This window comes from Maribacter sp. 1_MG-2023, from assembly GCF_030547005.1.
Lineage (GTDB): Bacteria > Bacteroidota > Bacteroidia > Flavobacteriales > Flavobacteriaceae > Maribacter.
The window spans coordinates 158,555-176,039 of the sequence record NZ_JAUOPN010000004.1 but is presented as its reverse complement, the minus strand read 5'-3'; the positions used below and the strand labels follow the sequence as shown (position 1 = coordinate 176,039).

Sequence of the window (17,485 nt, the reverse complement as noted above, 5' to 3'; positions counted from 1 at the left end):
AGAAAGAATGATTCTAGAAATGAAAGTCCCTTCGCCGGGAGAGTCTATCACAGAGGTGGAAATTGCGGAATGGTTAGTTGAAGATGGGGATTATGTAGAAAAAGATCAGGCAATTGCCGAAGTAGATTCAGATAAAGCTACTTTAGAATTGCCGGCAGAAGTAAGTGGTGTAATTACACTAAAAGCAGAAGAAGGTGATGCTGTTGCGGTAGGTGCTGTTGTTTGTTTAATAGATACAAGTGCTGCTAAACCAGATGGTGCGGCAGATGCATCTAGTGCTCCGAAAGAAGAGAAAAAAGAAGCTCCAAAGGCTGAAAAAGCTCCTCAGCCTGCTAAAGCAAAAGAAACTTATGCATCTGGTGTTCCTTCACCAGCGGCTAAGAAAATATTAGAAGAGAAAGGTGTAGCGAGTAGTACTGTTTCTGGTTCTGGTCGTGATGGTAGAATTACTAAAGAAGATGCAGTAAGTGCTGTGCCTTCTATGGGATCGCCAACTGGTGGTAATCGTGGTGAGTCTCGCTCAAAATTATCAATGTTGCGTAGAAAAGTTGCCGAAAGATTGGTAGCTGCGAAGAACGAAACTGCAATGTTGACTACTTTTAACGAAGTAGATATGAGTGCTGTTTTTGAGCTTAGAAATAAGTACAAAGAGAACTTTAAAAGTAAGCACGGTGTTGGACTAGGATTTATGTCCTTTTTTACAAAGGCTGTTGTTAGGGCTTTAGAGATGTATCCTGCTGTTAATTCTATGATTGATGGTAAAGAAATGGTTTCTTATGATTTCTGTGATATTAGTATCGCGGTTTCTGGACCAAAAGGATTAATGGTACCCGTTATTCGTAACGCTGAAAATTTAACATTTAGAGGTGTTGAAGCTGAGGTTAAAAGATTAGCGATTAGAGCACGTGAAGGTGAAATTACTGTTGATGAAATGACAGGTGGTACATTTACTATTACTAATGGTGGTGTATTCGGTTCTATGTTATCTACACCAATTATCAATCCGCCACAGAGTGCTATTTTAGGTATGCATAATATTGTAGAAAGACCAATCGCTAGAGATGGGGCTATTGCAATTGCACCTATAATGTATGTTGCAGTTTCTTATGATCACCGAATTATTGATGGTAAAGAATCTGTAGGTTTCTTAGTAGCTATAAAAGAGGCTTTAGAAAATCCTGAAGAGTTATTGATGGATAATAATGTAAAGAAAGCTTTAGAAATGTAAATTTTCTAAATTTTGATATATGTAAAAAGCGTTGGGTGGTCTCAACGCTTTTTCTTTTTTAAATAGATGCACTTTTTATTATAATCTATAATTGCCTTCGATTTTTTTAGAATATCAGCTCCTATAATCCCGTCTACTGGTTCTGCATTGTGGGCAGTTAAAGCTTCATTAACATGTTTAAGGTCGAATAGTACGATCTCTAGTTTTTTATACTTCCAAGAATTGATGTCAATCGTATTCTTTTTAGAAACTAAAGTTTCCATATTAGTTGCACCTGCTCCCGCAGCTTTAATGATAGATTCTTCAGAAATTAATTTGAAATGATTAATACGGTCCATTCCGATACATGTATTAGATGCTCCGGTATCTAAAATAAATCGTCCAGGCACAGAATTTATTTCTGCACAAATTTCAAAATGGTCGGTAGCAGTTAAAACTAAGGGTATGTGTACGTAATCTTTATCCTTCAAAATTTTTTTGAGGGTACTCATAATTCATTTTTTTCAAAGATAAGCCTATTTTTACGGCATGATAATAACCGATACGCATACACATTTATATAGCGAAGCTTTCGATGATGACCGAAAAGAAGCAATACAGAAAGCCATTGATTTAGGAGTAGAACGATTTTTTATTCCTGCTATAGATTCTACCTATACAGAAAGTATGTTGGCTTTAGAAAAAGAATTTCCGGGTCATATGTTCTTAATGACAGGCTTGCATCCCACGCATGTGAAAGAAAATTTTGAGGAAGAGTTAGCGCATGTTGAAGAAATGTTGGGTAATCATACCTATTATGCGATTGGGGAGATAGGAATTGATCTGTATTGGGAAAAGAAGTACTTAAAAGAGCAGCAAATTGCTTTTAGAAAGCAAATACAAATAGCGAAGAAGCATAAATTGCCTATCGTTATTCATTGTCGAGATGCTTTTGATGAGGTTTTTGAAATACTAGAGGAGGAGAAAGGACATGATTTAAGAGGAATTTTTCATTGTTTTACAGGTGCATACGAGCAAGCAGAAAAAGCAATATCATATAATATGAAGCTAGGTATTGGTGGTGTTGTGACTTTTAAAAATGGTAGAATAGATACTTTTTTAAATAATATAGATCTTAAGCACATTGTGCTAGAAACCGATTCTCCTTATTTGGCGCCTACACCTTATAGAGGTAAAAGAAACGAAAGTGCCTATATTGTTAATGTGCTTGAGAAACTGGCAGACATTCATAGTGTATCCAATGAACAAATAGCTTTAGAGACTACAAAAAACTCTAAAGAAGTTTTCGGAATTTAATAATCAATTTAAAGTCAGAGGTTTGAGCATAGATAAAAGAAATATCTTATTAATATACACAGGTGGTACAATTGGTATGATGAAAGATTATACCTCAGGAGCTTTAAAAGCTTTTGATTTTTCGCAATTGTTGAAGAATATACCTGAGCTAAATCAATTAGATTGTACCATATCTAGTTTTTCTTTCGATCACCCCATAGATTCATCTAATATGAATCCTAGGCATTGGGTGACAATAGCTGATATTATTTCAGAGAAATATAACGAGTATGATGGTTTTGTAGTATTACATGGTAGTGATACTATGAGTTATACAGCTTCTGCTTTAAGCTTTTTGCTTGAAAATTTAACGAAACCTGTGATTTTGACAGGTTCGCAGTTACCAATTGGAGATTTAAGGACCGATGCCAAAGAAAATTTAATAACTGCTATTCAAATTGCCGCTTTGTATAAAAAGGGGAAGCCGGTTGTGCAAGAAGTCGGACTCTATTTTGAATATAAATTGTACCGCGGTAACAGAACTACGAAGATAAATGCAGAACAATTTCAAGCTTTTGCGTCGTTAAATTACCCTCATTTAATTGAATCGGGAGTGCATTTGACCGTTTTTAATGAATATTTATTGCCTCAAAAAAGAAAATTAACGTTAAAATCTCATAAAAATATGGATGATAATGTGGCTATTTTGAAATTATTTCCGGGAATTAACAAAAATGTTATCGATGCAATTTTGCAAGCTGAAAATTTAAAAGCGTTGGTTTTGGAGACGTATGGTTCTGGAAATGCGCCGATGGAAGAATGGTTTTTAGAGAAATTAAATATTGCCATAAATAAAGGAATACATATTATTAATGTGACTCAGTGTTCTGGTGGTGCCGTTATGATGGGGCACTATGAAACGAGTTCTAGGCTAAAAAAAATGCAAGTTATTAGTGGTAAGGATATTACAACTGAGGCTGCGATTACAAAGGCAATGTACTTGCTCGGTGTTGGTGTGTCTCATGAGTTGTTCAAAACTGTTTTTGAGACTTCTTTGCGTGGAGAGATGTTGTAAATTTAACAGTGGTTTAATTTCTTTAACTAATTTTTTTTTTGTTATTTGCCCACCCTTAAAAAAGGTATCTTAGAGAGGTGGCCGAGTGGTCGAAGGCGCACGCCTGGAAAGTGTGTATACCCCAAAAGGGTATCGAGGGTTCGAATCCCTTCCTCTCTGCAAGTAAGTTTTACTTTTTTTATATTGTTTTTTTTTTATCTTTAACCCTATTAACTAACTAATTTAAGTTCAGAAAAATGAAAAAATTATTCCCAAGCCTAGCAATTGCTGGGGCATTTGTAGCAGGTACAAATATGGCAAGCGCTAAAGTAGCTGCAGTAGCTTTATTACTTCAAGACGCAACTCCAGAAGCAGAGAGAGGTTTTACTCAACTATTAAAAGAGATGTTCATTACTGGTGGTGCCGGTTTCATGGGTATCGTACTTTTATGTTTGATCCTTGGTTTGGCTGTTGCTATTGAAAGAATTATCTATTTAAACATGGCAAGTACAAATACTGCTAAGTTGAAACAACAAGTTGAAGACGCATTGGCATCTGGTGGTGTTGAAGCTGCTAAAGAAGTTTGTAGAAATACAAAAGGTCCTGTTGCTTCTATATACTATCAAGGTTTAGATAGAGCTGGTGAGAGCATTGAATCTGCTGAAAAAGCGGTTGTTGCTTATGGTGGTGTACAAATGGGTCAATTAGAGAAAAACGTTTCTTGGTTGTCTTTATTTATCGCTATTGCTCCAATGCTTGGTTTCATGGGTACGGTAATCGGTATGATTGCAGCCTTCCAAAAGATTGCTGCTGTTGGTAACTTAAGTGCATCTCTTATTGCAGGTGATATTCAGGTTGCATTATTAACAACTGTATTTGGTCTTATTACGGCTATTATCCTTCAAATTTTCTATAATTACATTATCGCTAAAATTGATAGCATCGTTAATGATATGGAAGACTCTTCGATTACTTTAATCGATATGTTGGTAGATCACAAAAAATAAGTATCACTTTTAATACCTAAAAATTATGCAAAAAATTATTAAAATAGCATTAATTGCTATAGGTGTATTAAGTGCTATACTATGGTATTTATTGCCAAGTTCAGATATGCCGGCAGCTGAGGCTGCTTCAAGTGGAGCTTTGAACACAATGTTTATTATTACTTATCTTTTATTAGGGATAGCTGTTGTAGTAAGTTTAGTGTTTACTCTAAAAAACTTATTTGCAAACCCACAGGGTCTTAAAAAGACTTTGTTCGTAGTAGGAGGTTTTTTATTGGTAGTTGGAATTTCTTATGTTTTAGCAAGTGGAACGGATGTTGATCCAGAGTTTGCAGCTATGACGGATGAGAGTACAGTAAAGAATATTGGTATGGGATTAAATGTATTTTTTATCCTTACTATAATCGCTGTTCTTTCTTTAGTAATACCATCTGTTAAAAATATGTTTAGTAAATAATAAAATAAAAAACTATGGCTAGAAGAGCAGGAGCACCAGAAGTTAGTGCGGGTTCAATGGCGGACATAGCTTTCCTTTTACTTATCTTTTTCTTAGTAACAACTACTATTGAAACAGATGCAGGTTTGGATCGTATGTTACCACCAATGGAGCCACCTACGGAAGCACCACCAATTATTAAGCAAAAGAACATTTTTACGGTTAATATTAACCGTAATGGTCAATTGTTGGTGGAAGATGAGATTCTTTCAATAGATAAATTGCGTGAAAAAGCAATGGCGTTTTTAGATAACGGTGGAGCACCATCAGGAAGTCCTGATTACTGTAGCTACTGTAAAGGAAAACGTAATGCTGAATCTTCGGATAATCCGACGAAGGCAATTATCTCTTTGAAGAATGATCGTGAAACAAAGTATAGTACTTACATAACAGTTCAAAACGAATTGGTAGGTGCATACAACGATCTTAGAAATAGAGAAGCTAAACGTAAATATGGTAAAGATTATGTTGCTATGGAAGCTGAGTATTTGAATCCTGAAACTGATGATTCTGTTAAAGAAGAATTGAAAGAAAAGGTACAAACAATACAAGGGTTGTTTCCACAGAAATTATCTGAAGCTGAAACTTCAAGCGAATAATTAATAAATTAAAAGTAACACTATGTCAAAATTTGCAAAGAAAAAAGATGGAGAGGTACCAGCGGTATCAACAGCTTCCCTTCCTGACATTGTATTTATGCTTTTGTTTTTCTTTATGACGGTAACAGTTATGAAGGATAGTTCCTTGAAAGTTGAAAACGTACTTCCGAATGCTAGTGAAGTAAAAAAATTGGAAAAGAAAGATCGTGTTATCTATATATATGTTGGTAAACCAACTAGAGAATATGAGAAGACTTTTGGTACTGAACCAAAAATTCAATTGAACGATAAGTTTGCTAGTCCTTCTGAAGTTGGTGATTATATTTTGATGGAAAGAGCTAAAAAGCCTCAAGAAATTCAGAATGTATTGACTACGGCACTTAAGGTTGATAAGAACGCTAGTATGGGATTGATATCCGATATTAAACAAGAGTTAAGAAAGGTAAACGCTTTAAAGGTAAATTATACTACCTATGAAGGTGATGCTTTCAATAATCTACAATAGTTAGTTAAGTAGAATATTACATTTTCAAAACGCTTCAAATTTATTTGAAGCGTTTTTTATTTCATTAACTTTACTTCATGCGTTTTGCCATTTTATTTTTATTAGTAGTTCTGCAATCTAATGCTCAAGTAGTATCAGATAGTATTTCAAATACACGGTATTTTGAAGATCAATTTTATGTTGGTCTGTCGTATAACTTTATATTGAATCATCCAGAGGGTTCTAATCAACGTAACCTGTCTTATGGTCTACAAGCAGGCCTAATAAAAGATATTCCTTTAAACAGCGCAGGAACAAAGGCTATAGGTATTGGAGCTGGCTTGGCTTTGAATAGTTATTATTCAAACTTAGTTGCCGATATATCTGGTGATGATATTACTTATAGTATAAATGATGATATTACTAGAAGTAAGTTAGAGACACACCTAGTTGAGTTTCCATTAGAGTTTAGATGGCGAAATTCTACTGCAGAAGATTACAAGTTCTGGCGCGTATATGGTGGTATTAAGGCTGCTTATATTTTAGGAGCTAGGTCCAAATACGACTTAGGTGATATTAGTGAAGGATTTAAAAATACAGACCTAACTAAATTTCAATACGGACTTACCTTAAGTTTTGGTTATAATACTTTTAATCTTCATGCATACTATGCGTTAACTGAACTCTTTGATGGTAATGCATCTGTAAATGGTGAGGTCCTGCAATATAGACCGTTACGTATAGGTCTTATTTTCTATATTTTATAACCAGAATCTTACGGTTAATAGCTGAGATAATAGTCCTATAAAAAGACCGATTACAACTTCTATACTGGTATGTGCCTTTAGATATAGTCTGGCGGTTATTATACCCCCCGTACATGCTATAAGCAAACTGATTGCGATAATTAGATTGATTTCAAAATGTATGCTTAAATTAATGAGATACATTAAAAGGCCACTTATACCAACTGTATGTAGACTAGTTTTAAAATTGAATAATAGTAATAGTATACATGCTATAGTCGCTCCTAACAGCCCAGTAAAGTAAAAATAAAGCTCACTTACGTAATTGTTTGGAATGACCTTATAAAGGATTAAAAGGAGAATTGAAGCGTGAATATAAAGCGGGTATTTTCTTTCTTGAATTGAGTCCAGCGTAATGGAATGTACCAAGCCCAAATTTTTCAATATTAAAAAAGTTATTATCGGAATAATAACTGTTAATATAAAAATGGGTAATATACTCGCACTTTGAATTTCTAATGGGGTAAATTTAGGAGTGATTAGAAAATAGGCGACTGTACCTCCAATAGAAATAAACAGAGGGTGAAATAAGTAGGAGATAAGATTAGAAAACACCTTCATTAAATTTCTTTTCTCATACGTGCAACAGGTATACTTAGCTGCTCTCTGTATTTAGCTACTGTTCTTCTAGCAATAGGATATCCTTTTTCCTTTAAAATAGCAGCAAGTTTGTCATCTGTTAATGGCTTTTTCTTTGTCTCGTTTTGAATAACTGTTTCTAAAATTTTCTTTATTTCTTTTGTAGAAACATCTTCCCCTTGTTCATTTTTCATTGACTCAGAGAAATATTCTTTTATCAACTTGGTACCGTAAGGGGTATCTACATATTTGCTATTTGCAACCCTAGATACAGTTGAAACATCCATTCCTATTTCATCTGCAATATCTTTTAGAATCATAGGTCTCAAGTTACGCTCATCTCCTGTTAGAAAATATTCTTTTTGATATTGCATAATTGAGTTCATCGTAATAAACAGCGTCTGTTGGCGCTGTCTAATAGCGTCAATAAACCATTTAGCAGCGTCTAACTTCTGCTTAATAAACATTACCGTGTCTTTTTGGGACTTAGACTTGTCTTTGGATTCTTTGTAGCCTTTAAGCATATTGCTATACTCTCTAGATACGTGTAGCTCTGGTGCATTTCTACCATTTAATGTCAGCTCCAATTCGCCTTCGGTAATTCTAATAGCAAAATCAGGTACTACATGCTCTACAATTCTATTGTTTCCAGAATACGAGCCACCTGGTTTTGGGTTCAGTTTTTCAATTTCTCCAATTGCAGCTTTTAGCTCGTCTTCAGTAATATTATGCTTCTGAATTAATTTTTGATAATGCTTCTTAGTAAAGTGTTCAAAAGACTTTTTAAGAATCGCGGTGGCAAGTTCAATGCTTGGAGTAATTTCTTTACGCTCTAGTTGTATTATTAAGCATTCTTCTAAAGATCTAGCACCTACTCCAGGCGGATCTAACTCTTGAACTATAGAAAGTATTTTTGTAATGGTTTCTTCATCTGTGTAAATGTTTTGGGTAAAAGCCAAATCATCCATAATATCGGCGATGGGTCTTCGTATATAGCCGCTTTGATCTACACTGCCTACAAGAAACTCTGCAATATTCCATTCATCATCTGTAAGATAAACGGTGTTTAGTTGATTTATTAAATGCTGATTAAATGAAATACCGGCGGCGTAAGGCACACTTTTCTCTTCATCATCTGAGCTATAGTTATTCGCTTTGGTACGATAATCAGGAATTTCATCATCACTTAAATAATCATCTATATTGATGTCTTCAGTATTGATGGTTTCATTGTCTGATTCATCATCGTAAACTTCATCATACTCATCATTCGTATTTTCTAAGTCTTCTTTACCAGTTTCTAAAGCCGGATTTTCTTCTAATTCTTGATTGAGACGTTGTTCAAATGCCTGCGTAGGCAATTGAATCAGCTTCATCAATTGAATTTGCTGTGGAGATAACTTTTGAGATAATTTAAATGATAGGTGTTGTTTCAGCATTACTTTATTCTAGTACTGGTAAAAGTAACTAAATCCGCTTAGAATTCGGCATTCTGTGGTGTTCTTGGAAATGGAATTACATCTCTAATATTACCCATGCCTGTTGCGAAAAGAACTAATCGTTCAAATCCTAGACCAAATCCACTATGTTCTGCAGTTCCGAATTTTCTTAAATCAAGGTACCACCATAATTCTTTCTCGTCGATGCCCAATTCTTTAATTTTCTCTTTTAAGACATCTAAGCGCTCTTCTCTTTGTGATCCACCAACGATTTCACCAATACCAGGGAATAAAATATCCATAGCTCTTACGGTTTTTCCATCTTCATTTAAACGCATGTAGAAAGCTTTAATTTTTGCCGGATAATCAAATAATATTACCGGACATTTAAAATGCTTTTCTACTAAGTAACGTTCATGTTCACTTTGTAAATCTGTACCCCATTCTTCAATGGGATAAGTAAATTGTTTCTTTTTATTAGGCTTACAATTTTTAAGGATATCTATAGCTTCAGTATAGCTCACTCTTTTAAAATTGTTGTCTGCAACAAACTTTAATTTTTCAATTAAAGGCATATCGCTACGTTGAGCTTGTGGTTTGCTTTTTTCCTCGTCTATTAATCTTTTTTCTAAAAATTCTAAATCTTCTTGACAATGCGTCAATGTGTAAGAAATAACATTTTTAATAAAGTCTTCTGCTAGGTCCATATTAGCATCTAAATCGAAGAATGCCATTTCTGGTTCGATCATCCAGAATTCAGCTAAATGCCTAGATGTATTTGAGTTTTCTGCTCTAAATGTAGGTCCGAATGTATAAACCTTACCTAGTGCCATGGCATATGCCTCAGCTTCTAATTGACCAGATACTGTTAAGTTGGTTTCTTTTCCGAAAAAGTCTTCTTTATAATTAACATCTCCATCTTCTGTAAGTGGCGGGTTTTTTTCGTCTAATGTTGTAACACGAAACATTTCTCCAGCACCCTCGGCATCTGATCCAGTAATAATAGGAGCGTGGAAGTAGTTGAATCCGTTTTCTCTAAAATAGTTATGAATGGCAAAAGATAAGGTAGACCTAACACGCATAATTGCTGCGAAAGTGTTAGTTCTAATTCTTAAGTGAGCCTTTTCTCTCAAGAACTCTAAAGAGTGCTTTTTTGGTTGAATAGGATATTCTTCTGGATCAGCTATACCCAATACTTCTAAGGCGCTTACTTGAATTTCTACAGATTGACCACGACCTTGACTTTCAACAAGTGTACCCGTAATTTTTAATGCAGCACCAGTATTTACTTTTTTTAATAATTCTTCATCAAAATTTTCAAAATCAACTACACATTGAATAGTGCCTAAAGTAGATCCATCGTTCAATGCTATAAATCGATTGCTTCTAAAGGTTCTTACCCATCCTTTAATAGTTACTTCTTGTAGTAAGTTTTTACTTGCTAGTAATTCTTTTATTGTTGCTAAACGCATGATATTGAATTGAAAATTAAAGTCCCAAAGATAGGATTTTGTTAAAAAATAAAGAGTTTAAAAAGCGATATAAACAAAGCTGAAATAATTTTATTGGTTATTATTTTCATCTTGTGGTAAAATATCTATTTGCGGTTTTTTAAGTGTTTGCTTGTTTGCGATACTTTTTTCTAAGGATAATAATAAAGAAGGCAACAAAATTAAGTTTGCCAACATCGCAAGTAATAGTGTGGCAGAAACTAGTGAACCTAGCGCTACTGTACCACCGAAATTAGATATTACAAAGACAGAGAAGCCAAAGAACAAAACAATAGAGGTGTAGAACATACTAACCCCAGTTTCTCTTAATGCGTTATAAACCGATTTTTCTATTCGCCAGTTATTTGCGGTGAGTTCTTGCCTATACTTTGCGAGAAAGTGTATGGTGTCATCGACAGAAATACCAAATGCAATACTAAATACTAATATGGTAGATGGTTTTATAGGTACACCCACAAAGCCCATTATACCGGCGGTTATGACTAAGGGCAATAAATTAGGTATTAATGAAATTACAATCATTCTGAACGACCTAAATAAATAGGCCATGAATAAAGCAATTAGTCCAATTGCCAAAGCAAGAGACATAATTAGATTTTTAACAAGATACTTTGTTCCTTTTAAGAATAACAACGCACTACCGGTCATGTAAACGTTATAGCGTTCTGCAGGGAATATTTTCGTAATATTCTCTTGCAACCGTTGTTCAATTTCTTCCATGCGGCTGGTGTTGACATCTCGCATGAACGTGGTCATTCTAGCTGTTTGACCAGTGCTGTCAACAAAAGATTTTAGTAAATTTCCGTTATCACCAGATTTACGGGCAACATCCATGATGAAGGTATTTTCTTGACTGGTAGGTAATTGATAATATTTAGGAATGCCATTATAAAAAGCCTGCTTAGAATACTTTACCAAATTCACTACAGAAACCGGAGTTGAAAGTTCTGGTATTTCTTCTATAACCTCCCCAAGCTGATTCATACGCTTTAGAGTCACAGGTTTTAAAACACCTTTAGGAGTTTTTGTATCTACAACGATTTCAACGGGCATAATGCCTTTAAACTCTTTTTCAAAAAAGCGTATGTCATGAAAAAATTCAGCATTCTTTGGCATATCTTCAATAGGGCTGCCTGATATTCTTATTTGATAGATACCAATGATACTGATAACTAGTAATGAGATAGAAACAATATAGACCGTAATCCTTCTATGTCTTACAATACGTTCCATCCACTGTACAAAGGCATCGATCCATTTTTTGTTTAAGTGTTTTAAATGCTTTGTTTTTGGTAGCGGCATGAAACTATAAACAATAGGGATAATAAGTAGCGATAATACAAAAATGCCTAAGATATTAATGGAGGCAACAATACCGAATTCTTTCAATAACGTACTATCGGTTACAATGAAAGTAGCAAAACCAGATGCTGTTGTAATATTTGTCATCAACGTTGCATTTCCAATTTTAGAAATAACGCGTTGTAATGAAAGTGCCTGATTACCGTGTTTCTTTACTTCTTGTTGGTATTTGTTTATTAAGAAAATACAGTTGGGTATACCGATAACTATAATTAGGGGCGGTATAAGTGCTGTAAGAACTGTAATTTCATATTGTAATAACCCAAGTAAACCAAAAGCCCACATTACACCAATTATTACTACACACATAGAGATAATTGTAGCTCTTATACTTCTAAAGAAAAAGAAGAAAATTAATGAAGTAACACCAAGTGCTGCTAGAATAAATTTACCGATTTCATCAATAATATTCTGAGAATTCATTGTTCTTACATATGGCATACCAGATATATGAACATCTAAGTTTGTTTCTTCTTCAAACTTTTTAACTAGTGTATTTACATCTTGTAAAATAAAGTCTTTTCTGACCGAGGTATTTACAATATCCTTATCAAGGTTAACAATAGTTCTTATCGTTTTACTTTCTTTATTGTATAGTAGGTTGTTGTAGAACGGTAGGTCATTGAATAGATGATTGGTAATACTATCTATTTCGTTTTTAGTCTTTAGTTCGCCATTTATTAAAGGGCGCATTACAAATTCTTGCTTTTTGTTATCCTTTATGAGCTCTTTTAAATTATCTGTTGAGATAACAAATTCTACCTCTGGGAAAGCAGCAAGTTGTTTGCTTAATTTATTCCATCGGTTAAAATTATCAGGTGTAAATAGAGCACTGTCACGTATGGCAAAAACCACTGCATTGCCTTCTTCGCCAAATTTGCTAAGAAAATCTTGGTATTGAATATTTACCGGGTGGTCATCTGGCAGTAGGTTTGTCTGCGAACTTGAAAAACGCATATATTGCCATTGCCATCCCATGAAAATGGTAAAACCGGCAATCAAGAGTAAAATTAGGATTCTATTTCGTAAAATTATGTTTGCCGTTTTAGGCCAAAATCCTTTCGTTAGTTTAGCTACCATAACTGTTTTTGCAGGTCGCAAAGGTAACTATTAGCTACATCTGTTCCTAAATTGAAAAGTTTAAAATTTTTGCAAAAAAAAAAGAAAGCTACCTATTTAGGGTAGCTTTAAATGATGACGATTAATCTCTTGATTATACTTTCATGATTTCCGCCTCTTTTTTATCCAAGAAATCTTCAATTTTCTTTGTGAAGACATCAGTTAAATCTTGTACATCGGCAGTGGCATTTTTTTGTAAATCTTCAGAAATATCTAAATCCTTAATTTCTTTATTTGCATCCTGTCTTGCACTTCGTACACCAACTTTTGCATGTTCCGCTTCTGCCTTAGCTTGTTTTGTAAGCTGTATCCTGCGCTCTTCTGTCAATGGTGGAACGTTGATAATAATCATATCGCCATTGTTCATAGGGTTAAAACCTAGGTTGGCGTTCATTATCGCTTTTTCAATTTCTTGGAGCATGTTTTTTTCCCATGGTTGAACAGAAATTGTTCTACCATCTGGGGTGTTCACATTGGCTACTTGAGATAGCGGAGTTTGTGATCCATAATAATCAACCATTACAGCTGATAACATGGCAGGGCTGGCTTTACCAGCTCTAATCTTTAAAAATGCGCGTTCTAAGTGAGCTATAGCGGCGTTCATGCCTTCTTTTGTAGCGTCTAAAACAAATTCTACTTCTTCGTTCATATAATAAGAATATTACTATCGCAATAACATAAACTATACCGAGAATTATAGGTTGACCGTTGTACCAATAGTTTGGCCGTCAACAATTTTCAGTAAGTTTCCTTTTTTGTTCATATCAAAAACTACGATAGGTAGTTCATTTTCTTGACTAAGGGTGAAAGCTGTGGTATCCATAACCTTTAGTCCTTTTGTAAGTACTTCCGAAAAAGAGATAGTATCAAATTTCGTAGCGCTTTTATCTTTTTCTGGATCAGCAGTGTAAATACCATCTACACGTGTACCTTTAAGTATTACATCAGCTTCTATTTCAATAGCACGTAAAACGGCTGCAGAATCTGTTGTGAAATATGGATTTCCAGTTCCTCCACCAAAGATAACAACTCTTCCTTTCTCTAGATGCCTCATGGCTCTTCTTCTAATGAAAGGCTCGGCAACTTCGTTGATTTTTATAGCAGATTGTAATCTAGTTTGTACACCGTTCATTTCTAAAGCACTTTGTAGTGCCAAGCCGTTAATAACGGTTGCTAGCATACCCATATGGTCGCCTTGAACTCTGTCCATACCAGTTGCAGCACCTGCTAAACCACGAAAGATATTTCCTCCGCCAATAACAATAGCTACTTCTATACCTTTTTCAACTACTTCTTTAATTTCTTCTGCATACTCGTTTAGACGATTAGAGTCTATTCCGTATTGCTTTTCGCCCATTAAGGCTTCACCGCTTAGTTTTAGAAGAATTCTTTTGTAGTGCATCTTAATTTTTTATTTGCCATCAAAAATAATGAAAATATTTGATGGGTACGGTCTATATTTAATTGAAGCATTACTTAATTCGCTAAGTTAGGGTCGTAACATATTATCTATCTTTGATATCATTGATATTTAAATATTCACTTATGAAGTTTTTTATGAAGAAAAATGTTTTAATTATTGCTTTTGCCCTAATATTAAATGCCTGTGGGACAAGTAAGGCGCTTTTGTCTGTAGAAAATAGCCCAGTTGTCACTTCAATAGATTTGGTAAATGTTGTTGACGATAAAGTTCAGGTAAGTATAAACCCTGGTGCATTTACTAGTTCTACAGTAGTATTCAGAATACCTAAAACAGTTCCGGGTACATATAGTACAGATAATTACGGACAGTATATTGAAGATTTTGAGGCTTTTGATTATAAGGGTAATTTATTAAATAGCACGAAACTCGATGATAACACTTGGAGTATCTCTGGTGCGGTGCAGTTAGATAAGGTTCAGTATTGGGTTAATGATACTTACGATACTGAGAATGATGTTGAAGATGCGGTCTTTTCGCCTGCAGGTACCAATATTGCTGAAGGAAGTAATTTTATGCTTAACCTTCATGGATTTGTGGGTTATTTTGATGGATTTAAAGAAGTACCGTATACGATACAAATTAAAAAGCCAGCTGATTTAATTGCTACGACGACACTTTCTAGTGAAGTGGGTGAAAAGATTGATCCGCTTTTAGATGCTTTTACTGCTAAGCGTTATTTTGAAGTGATCGACAACCCTATAATGTATGCTAAACCGAATACAGAAACTTTTGAGATTAATGGTATTACAGTAACACTTAGTCTGTATTCTCCGACTGGCGTTTATAAAGCGGCAGATTTAAAAGATAGAATGGTTGCTATGATGGGTGCTCAAAAAAAGTTTTTGGGTGATGTCGATAGTACTAAAGAATATAATATTTTATTATACATGTCTGATGTAAATATACCAGATGCTCATGGTTATGGGGCTTTAGAGCATCATACTTCTACAGTTGTTGTATTGCCAGAGGCAATGGATATTGGTCGTTTAGAACAAGCAATGGTAGATGTGGTTTCTCATGAGTTTTTCCATATTGTTACTCCGCTATCGGTTCATTCTAAAGAGATTCAGTATTTCGATTTTAACGATCCAAAAATGTCAGAGCATTTATGGATGTATGAGGGAACTACAGAATATTTCGCCAACCTATTTCAGATTCAGCAGGGTCTAATTTCTGAGGAAGATTTTTATGAGCGTATGCTAGGTAAAATCACTAATTCTAAATTTTATGATGATAGTATGTCTTTTACTGTAATGAGTAAAAATATACTAGAACAACCTTATGAGCCTAATTATGCCAATGTATATGAGAAGGGTGCCTTAATTAATATGTGTCTTGATATCATTTTAAGAGAAAAAAGTAATGGCGAAAAAGGGATGCTTTGGTTAATGAAAGAATTATCGAAAAAATACGGTACCGATATTCCTTTTGAAGATAAAGCTTTGTTTCTTGAAATTGTTTCTATGACGTATCCAGAAGTTGATGTGTTCTTTAAAGAGCATGTGATTGGTACTACACCTATTGATTATGATTCCTTTTTTGCTAAGGTTGGTTTAGCTACTAAAGATGTTGAAGAGACTACTGGTTACTTCTTTGATGGTCAAGTGCCATATATGGATGTAGATGTTCAAAATGACAGTGTCGTTTTTATTCGTGAGAATATTGAATTAAATTCTTTCTTCAATGATTTAAAGTTGAAAGGTGGTGATATTTTTAGAACTATAAATGAGCAAGAAATTAATTTAGAAACACTTCGTCCTATAATAGGGGAAAGTTTTGGGTGGACTCCAGAAACTGTTGTTAGCATGACTGTTGAAAGAGATGGTGAAATGATTTCTGTTTCGGGACCTGTTGGTCAACCGGTAAAGAAGGTTAAGAAGATAGTTGCTTTAGAAGGTGTTTCTGAAGAAACGGTAGCCTTGCGAAATGCCTGGTTGAAGAATTAGGTAATAGTTAAAATATATTTAAATAAAAAAACCGTCTACTTTTTACAGTAAGACGGTTTTTTATTGAGTTAGTTGTATTGTAATTAACCTACGGTTACACGTTTAAAATCTAAAACAGAAACATCACCATGAGATTCAACATATTTAGCTACGTTGATTTTCTCATCTTTAATGAAGTTTTGGTCTAATAAACATTGTTCTTGGTCCAAAGTTGTATTGTCAGATATGAATCTTTCTAATTTACCAGGAAGAATCTTATCCCAGATTTGCTCTGGTTTACCTTCTGCTTTTAACTGCGCCTTAGCATCTTCTTCAGCTTGTGCAATAACTTCTGGAGTTAATTGCGCCATAGAAATGTACTGAGGTACGTTTTTAAGCGTCTTGCCCAAACGACCTAGTTCTTCGTTATCTTTTTCAATAACAGCAATTCTAGCTTCTGTTTCAGCTGCAACAAATTCAGGATCAAAATCTTTATAAGACAATGTAGTTGCGCCCATTGATGCAACTTGCATAGAAACGTCTTTTGCCAATACATCAGCAGTTTCAACTTTTGCAGAAAGACCAACTAAAGCAGCAATCTTATTAATGTGAACGTAAGAACCAACATATGGTGCTTCTAATTTTTCAAAAGCTGTGATTTCTAATTTTTCACCAATAACACCAGTTTGTTCAACTAATTTGTCAGCAACTGTCATACCTCCAAAATCAGCAGTTAAAAGCTCTTCTTTAGAGTTACAGTTAAGTGCTATTTCAGCTAATTGGTTAGCAAGAGTAATAAAGTTCTCATTTTTACCAACGAAATCGGTTTCACAACCAAGTACTATTGCAACACCAACAGTTTCTTCAGAATTTAACTTAGCAATAGCGGCACCTTCAGAAGAATCTCTGTCTGCTCTCTTTGCTGCTACTTTCTGTCCTTTTTTACGAAGCACTTCAATAGCTTTGTCGAAATCACCTTCGGCCTCAACCAAAGCGTTTTTACAATCCATCATTCCAGCGCCAGTCGCCTTTCTTAATTTATTTACTTCTGCGGCTGTAATTTTTGCCATTTTATTTTCTTTTAGTATACCCGTTTTAATGGGTTGTTCTTAGATTTA

General features: G+C 34.5%; 16 protein-coding genes and 1 tRNA gene. 10 read left to right on the top strand and 7 right to left on the bottom strand.

From position 1 onward, the window contains the following. Positions 1-7: 7 nt before the first annotated feature. Entirely contained in the window at positions 8-1,228 is a 1,221-nt protein-coding gene (odhB, locus tag Q4500_RS06815; protein ID WP_303598947.1) for a 2-oxoglutarate dehydrogenase complex dihydrolipoyllysine-residue succinyltransferase, read from the top strand. Positions 1,229-1,269: 41 nt separating this feature from the next. Here odhB and Q4500_RS06810 read toward each other — a convergent pair whose 3' ends face one another. Beyond that, positions 1,270-1,719: a retropepsin-like aspartic protease gene (locus tag Q4500_RS06810; protein WP_303598946.1), complete on the bottom strand. Its 450-nt coding sequence runs from the start codon at positions 1,717-1,719 to the stop codon at positions 1,270-1,272. 37 nt (positions 1,720-1,756) lie between these two features. On the opposite strand from Q4500_RS06810, the gene Q4500_RS06805 reads away from it, so the two are divergent. From Q4500_RS06805 to Q4500_RS06770, 8 genes are all read left to right on the top strand, one after another. Next, positions 1,757-2,524 carry a TatD family hydrolase gene (locus Q4500_RS06805; protein WP_303598945.1) on the top strand — a complete coding sequence of 256 codons (768 nt, stop codon included), beginning with the start codon at positions 1,757-1,759 and terminating at the stop codon, positions 2,522-2,524. Between the two features lie 22 nt (positions 2,525-2,546). After that, positions 2,547-3,578, top strand: a complete 1,032-nt coding sequence (locus Q4500_RS06800; RefSeq protein WP_303598944.1) for an asparaginase — start codon at positions 2,547-2,549, stop codon at positions 3,576-3,578. A gap of 71 nt (positions 3,579-3,649) precedes the next feature. Further along, a tRNA-Ser gene (locus Q4500_RS06795) sits at positions 3,650-3,737 on the top strand. Positions 3,738-3,814: 77 nt separating this feature from the next. Further along, positions 3,815-4,564, top strand: coding sequence for a MotA/TolQ/ExbB proton channel family protein (locus Q4500_RS06790; RefSeq protein ID WP_303598943.1), 750 nt, complete (start codon positions 3,815-3,817; stop codon positions 4,562-4,564). A 25-nt stretch (positions 4,565-4,589) separates the two neighbouring features. Next, positions 4,590-5,021 carry a hypothetical protein gene (locus Q4500_RS06785; RefSeq protein ID WP_303598942.1) on the top strand — a complete coding sequence of 144 codons (432 nt, stop codon included), beginning with the start codon at positions 4,590-4,592 and terminating at the stop codon, positions 5,019-5,021. A 14-nt stretch (positions 5,022-5,035) separates the two neighbouring features. Next, on the top strand, positions 5,036-5,659 hold the full coding sequence (locus Q4500_RS06780) for a biopolymer transporter ExbD (protein ID WP_303598941.1): 624 nt from the start codon (positions 5,036-5,038) through the stop codon (positions 5,657-5,659). A gap of 22 nt (positions 5,660-5,681) precedes the next feature. Beyond that, complete coding sequence (locus Q4500_RS06775) at positions 5,682-6,164, top strand: biopolymer transporter ExbD (protein WP_027065004.1); 483 nt, start codon at positions 5,682-5,684, stop codon at positions 6,162-6,164. Between the two features lie 77 nt (positions 6,165-6,241). Continuing rightward, positions 6,242-6,910, top strand: coding sequence for a porin family protein (locus Q4500_RS06770; RefSeq protein WP_303598940.1), 669 nt, complete (start codon positions 6,242-6,244; stop codon positions 6,908-6,910). Positions 6,911-7,509: 599 nt separating this feature from the next. Here the strand turns inward: Q4500_RS06770 and rpoN are convergent. The 5 genes from rpoN to pyrH all read right to left on the bottom strand — a co-directional run bounded on the left by rpoN (position 7,510) and on the right by pyrH (position 14,361). Beyond that, positions 7,510-8,967 carry an RNA polymerase factor sigma-54 gene (gene rpoN, locus Q4500_RS06765; protein WP_303598939.1) on the bottom strand — a complete coding sequence of 486 codons (1,458 nt, stop codon included), beginning with the start codon at positions 8,965-8,967 and terminating at the stop codon, positions 7,510-7,512. Between the two features lie 38 nt (positions 8,968-9,005). Then, on the bottom strand, positions 9,006-10,439 hold the full coding sequence (asnS, locus tag Q4500_RS06760; RefSeq protein WP_073242306.1) for an asparagine--tRNA ligase: 1,434 nt from the start codon (positions 10,437-10,439) through the stop codon (positions 9,006-9,008). A 90-nt stretch (positions 10,440-10,529) separates the two neighbouring features. Then, a complete protein-coding gene (locus Q4500_RS06755; protein WP_303598938.1) occupies positions 10,530-12,920 on the bottom strand; it encodes an RND family transporter in 2,391 nt (796 codons plus the stop codon). Positions 12,921-13,053: 133 nt separating this feature from the next. Continuing rightward, positions 13,054-13,608 carry a ribosome recycling factor gene (frr, locus tag Q4500_RS06750; protein ID WP_299325425.1) on the bottom strand — a complete coding sequence of 185 codons (555 nt, stop codon included), beginning with the start codon at positions 13,606-13,608 and terminating at the stop codon, positions 13,054-13,056. 45 nt (positions 13,609-13,653) lie between these two features. Beyond that, a complete protein-coding gene (pyrH, locus tag Q4500_RS06745; protein WP_299325426.1) occupies positions 13,654-14,361 on the bottom strand; it encodes a UMP kinase in 708 nt (235 codons plus the stop codon). A 143-nt stretch (positions 14,362-14,504) separates the two neighbouring features. Here pyrH and Q4500_RS06740 point away from each other — a divergent pair, with 143 nt between their 5' ends. Then, a complete protein-coding gene (locus tag Q4500_RS06740) occupies positions 14,505-16,388 on the top strand; it encodes a peptidase M61 (RefSeq protein WP_303598937.1) in 1,884 nt (627 codons plus the stop codon). An 83-nt stretch (positions 16,389-16,471) separates the two neighbouring features. Here Q4500_RS06740 and tsf read toward each other — a convergent pair whose 3' ends face one another. Then, on the bottom strand, positions 16,472-17,437 hold the full coding sequence (tsf, locus tag Q4500_RS06735) for a translation elongation factor Ts (protein WP_303598936.1): 966 nt from the start codon (positions 17,435-17,437) through the stop codon (positions 16,472-16,474). Positions 17,438-17,485: the final 48 nt, after the last annotated feature.

Coding starts and splice junctions, on each gene's coding strand:
- odhB (WP_303598947.1), top strand. CDS start 8: ATGATTCTAGAAATGAAAGTCCCTTCGCCGGGAGAGTCTATCACAGAG.
- Q4500_RS06810 (WP_303598946.1), bottom strand. CDS start 1,719: ATGAGTACCCTCAAAAAAATTTTGAAGGATAAAGATTACGTACACATA.
- Q4500_RS06805 (WP_303598945.1), top strand. CDS start 1,757: ATGATAATAACCGATACGCATACACATTTATATAGCGAAGCTTTCGAT.
- Q4500_RS06790 (WP_303598943.1), top strand. CDS start 3,815: ATGAAAAAATTATTCCCAAGCCTAGCAATTGCTGGGGCATTTGTAGCA.
- Q4500_RS06785 (WP_303598942.1), top strand. CDS start 4,590: ATGCAAAAAATTATTAAAATAGCATTAATTGCTATAGGTGTATTAAGT.
- Q4500_RS06780 (WP_303598941.1), top strand. CDS start 5,036: ATGGCTAGAAGAGCAGGAGCACCAGAAGTTAGTGCGGGTTCAATGGCG.
- Q4500_RS06775 (WP_027065004.1), top strand. CDS start 5,682: ATGTCAAAATTTGCAAAGAAAAAAGATGGAGAGGTACCAGCGGTATCA.
- Q4500_RS06770 (WP_303598940.1), top strand. CDS start 6,242: ATGCGTTTTGCCATTTTATTTTTATTAGTAGTTCTGCAATCTAATGCT.
- rpoN (WP_303598939.1), bottom strand. CDS start 8,967: ATGCTGAAACAACACCTATCATTTAAATTATCTCAAAAGTTATCTCCA.
- asnS (WP_073242306.1), bottom strand. CDS start 10,439: ATGCGTTTAGCAACAATAAAAGAATTACTAGCAAGTAAAAACTTACTA.
- Q4500_RS06755 (WP_303598938.1), bottom strand. CDS start 12,920: ATGGTAGCTAAACTAACGAAAGGATTTTGGCCTAAAACGGCAAACATA.
- frr (WP_299325425.1), bottom strand. CDS start 13,608: ATGAACGAAGAAGTAGAATTTGTTTTAGACGCTACAAAAGAAGGCATG.
- pyrH (WP_299325426.1), bottom strand. CDS start 14,361: ATGCACTACAAAAGAATTCTTCTAAAACTAAGCGGTGAAGCCTTAATG.
- Q4500_RS06740 (WP_303598937.1), top strand. CDS start 14,505: ATGAAGTTTTTTATGAAGAAAAATGTTTTAATTATTGCTTTTGCCCTA.
- tsf (WP_303598936.1), bottom strand. CDS start 17,437: ATGGCAAAAATTACAGCCGCAGAAGTAAATAAATTAAGAAAGGCGACT.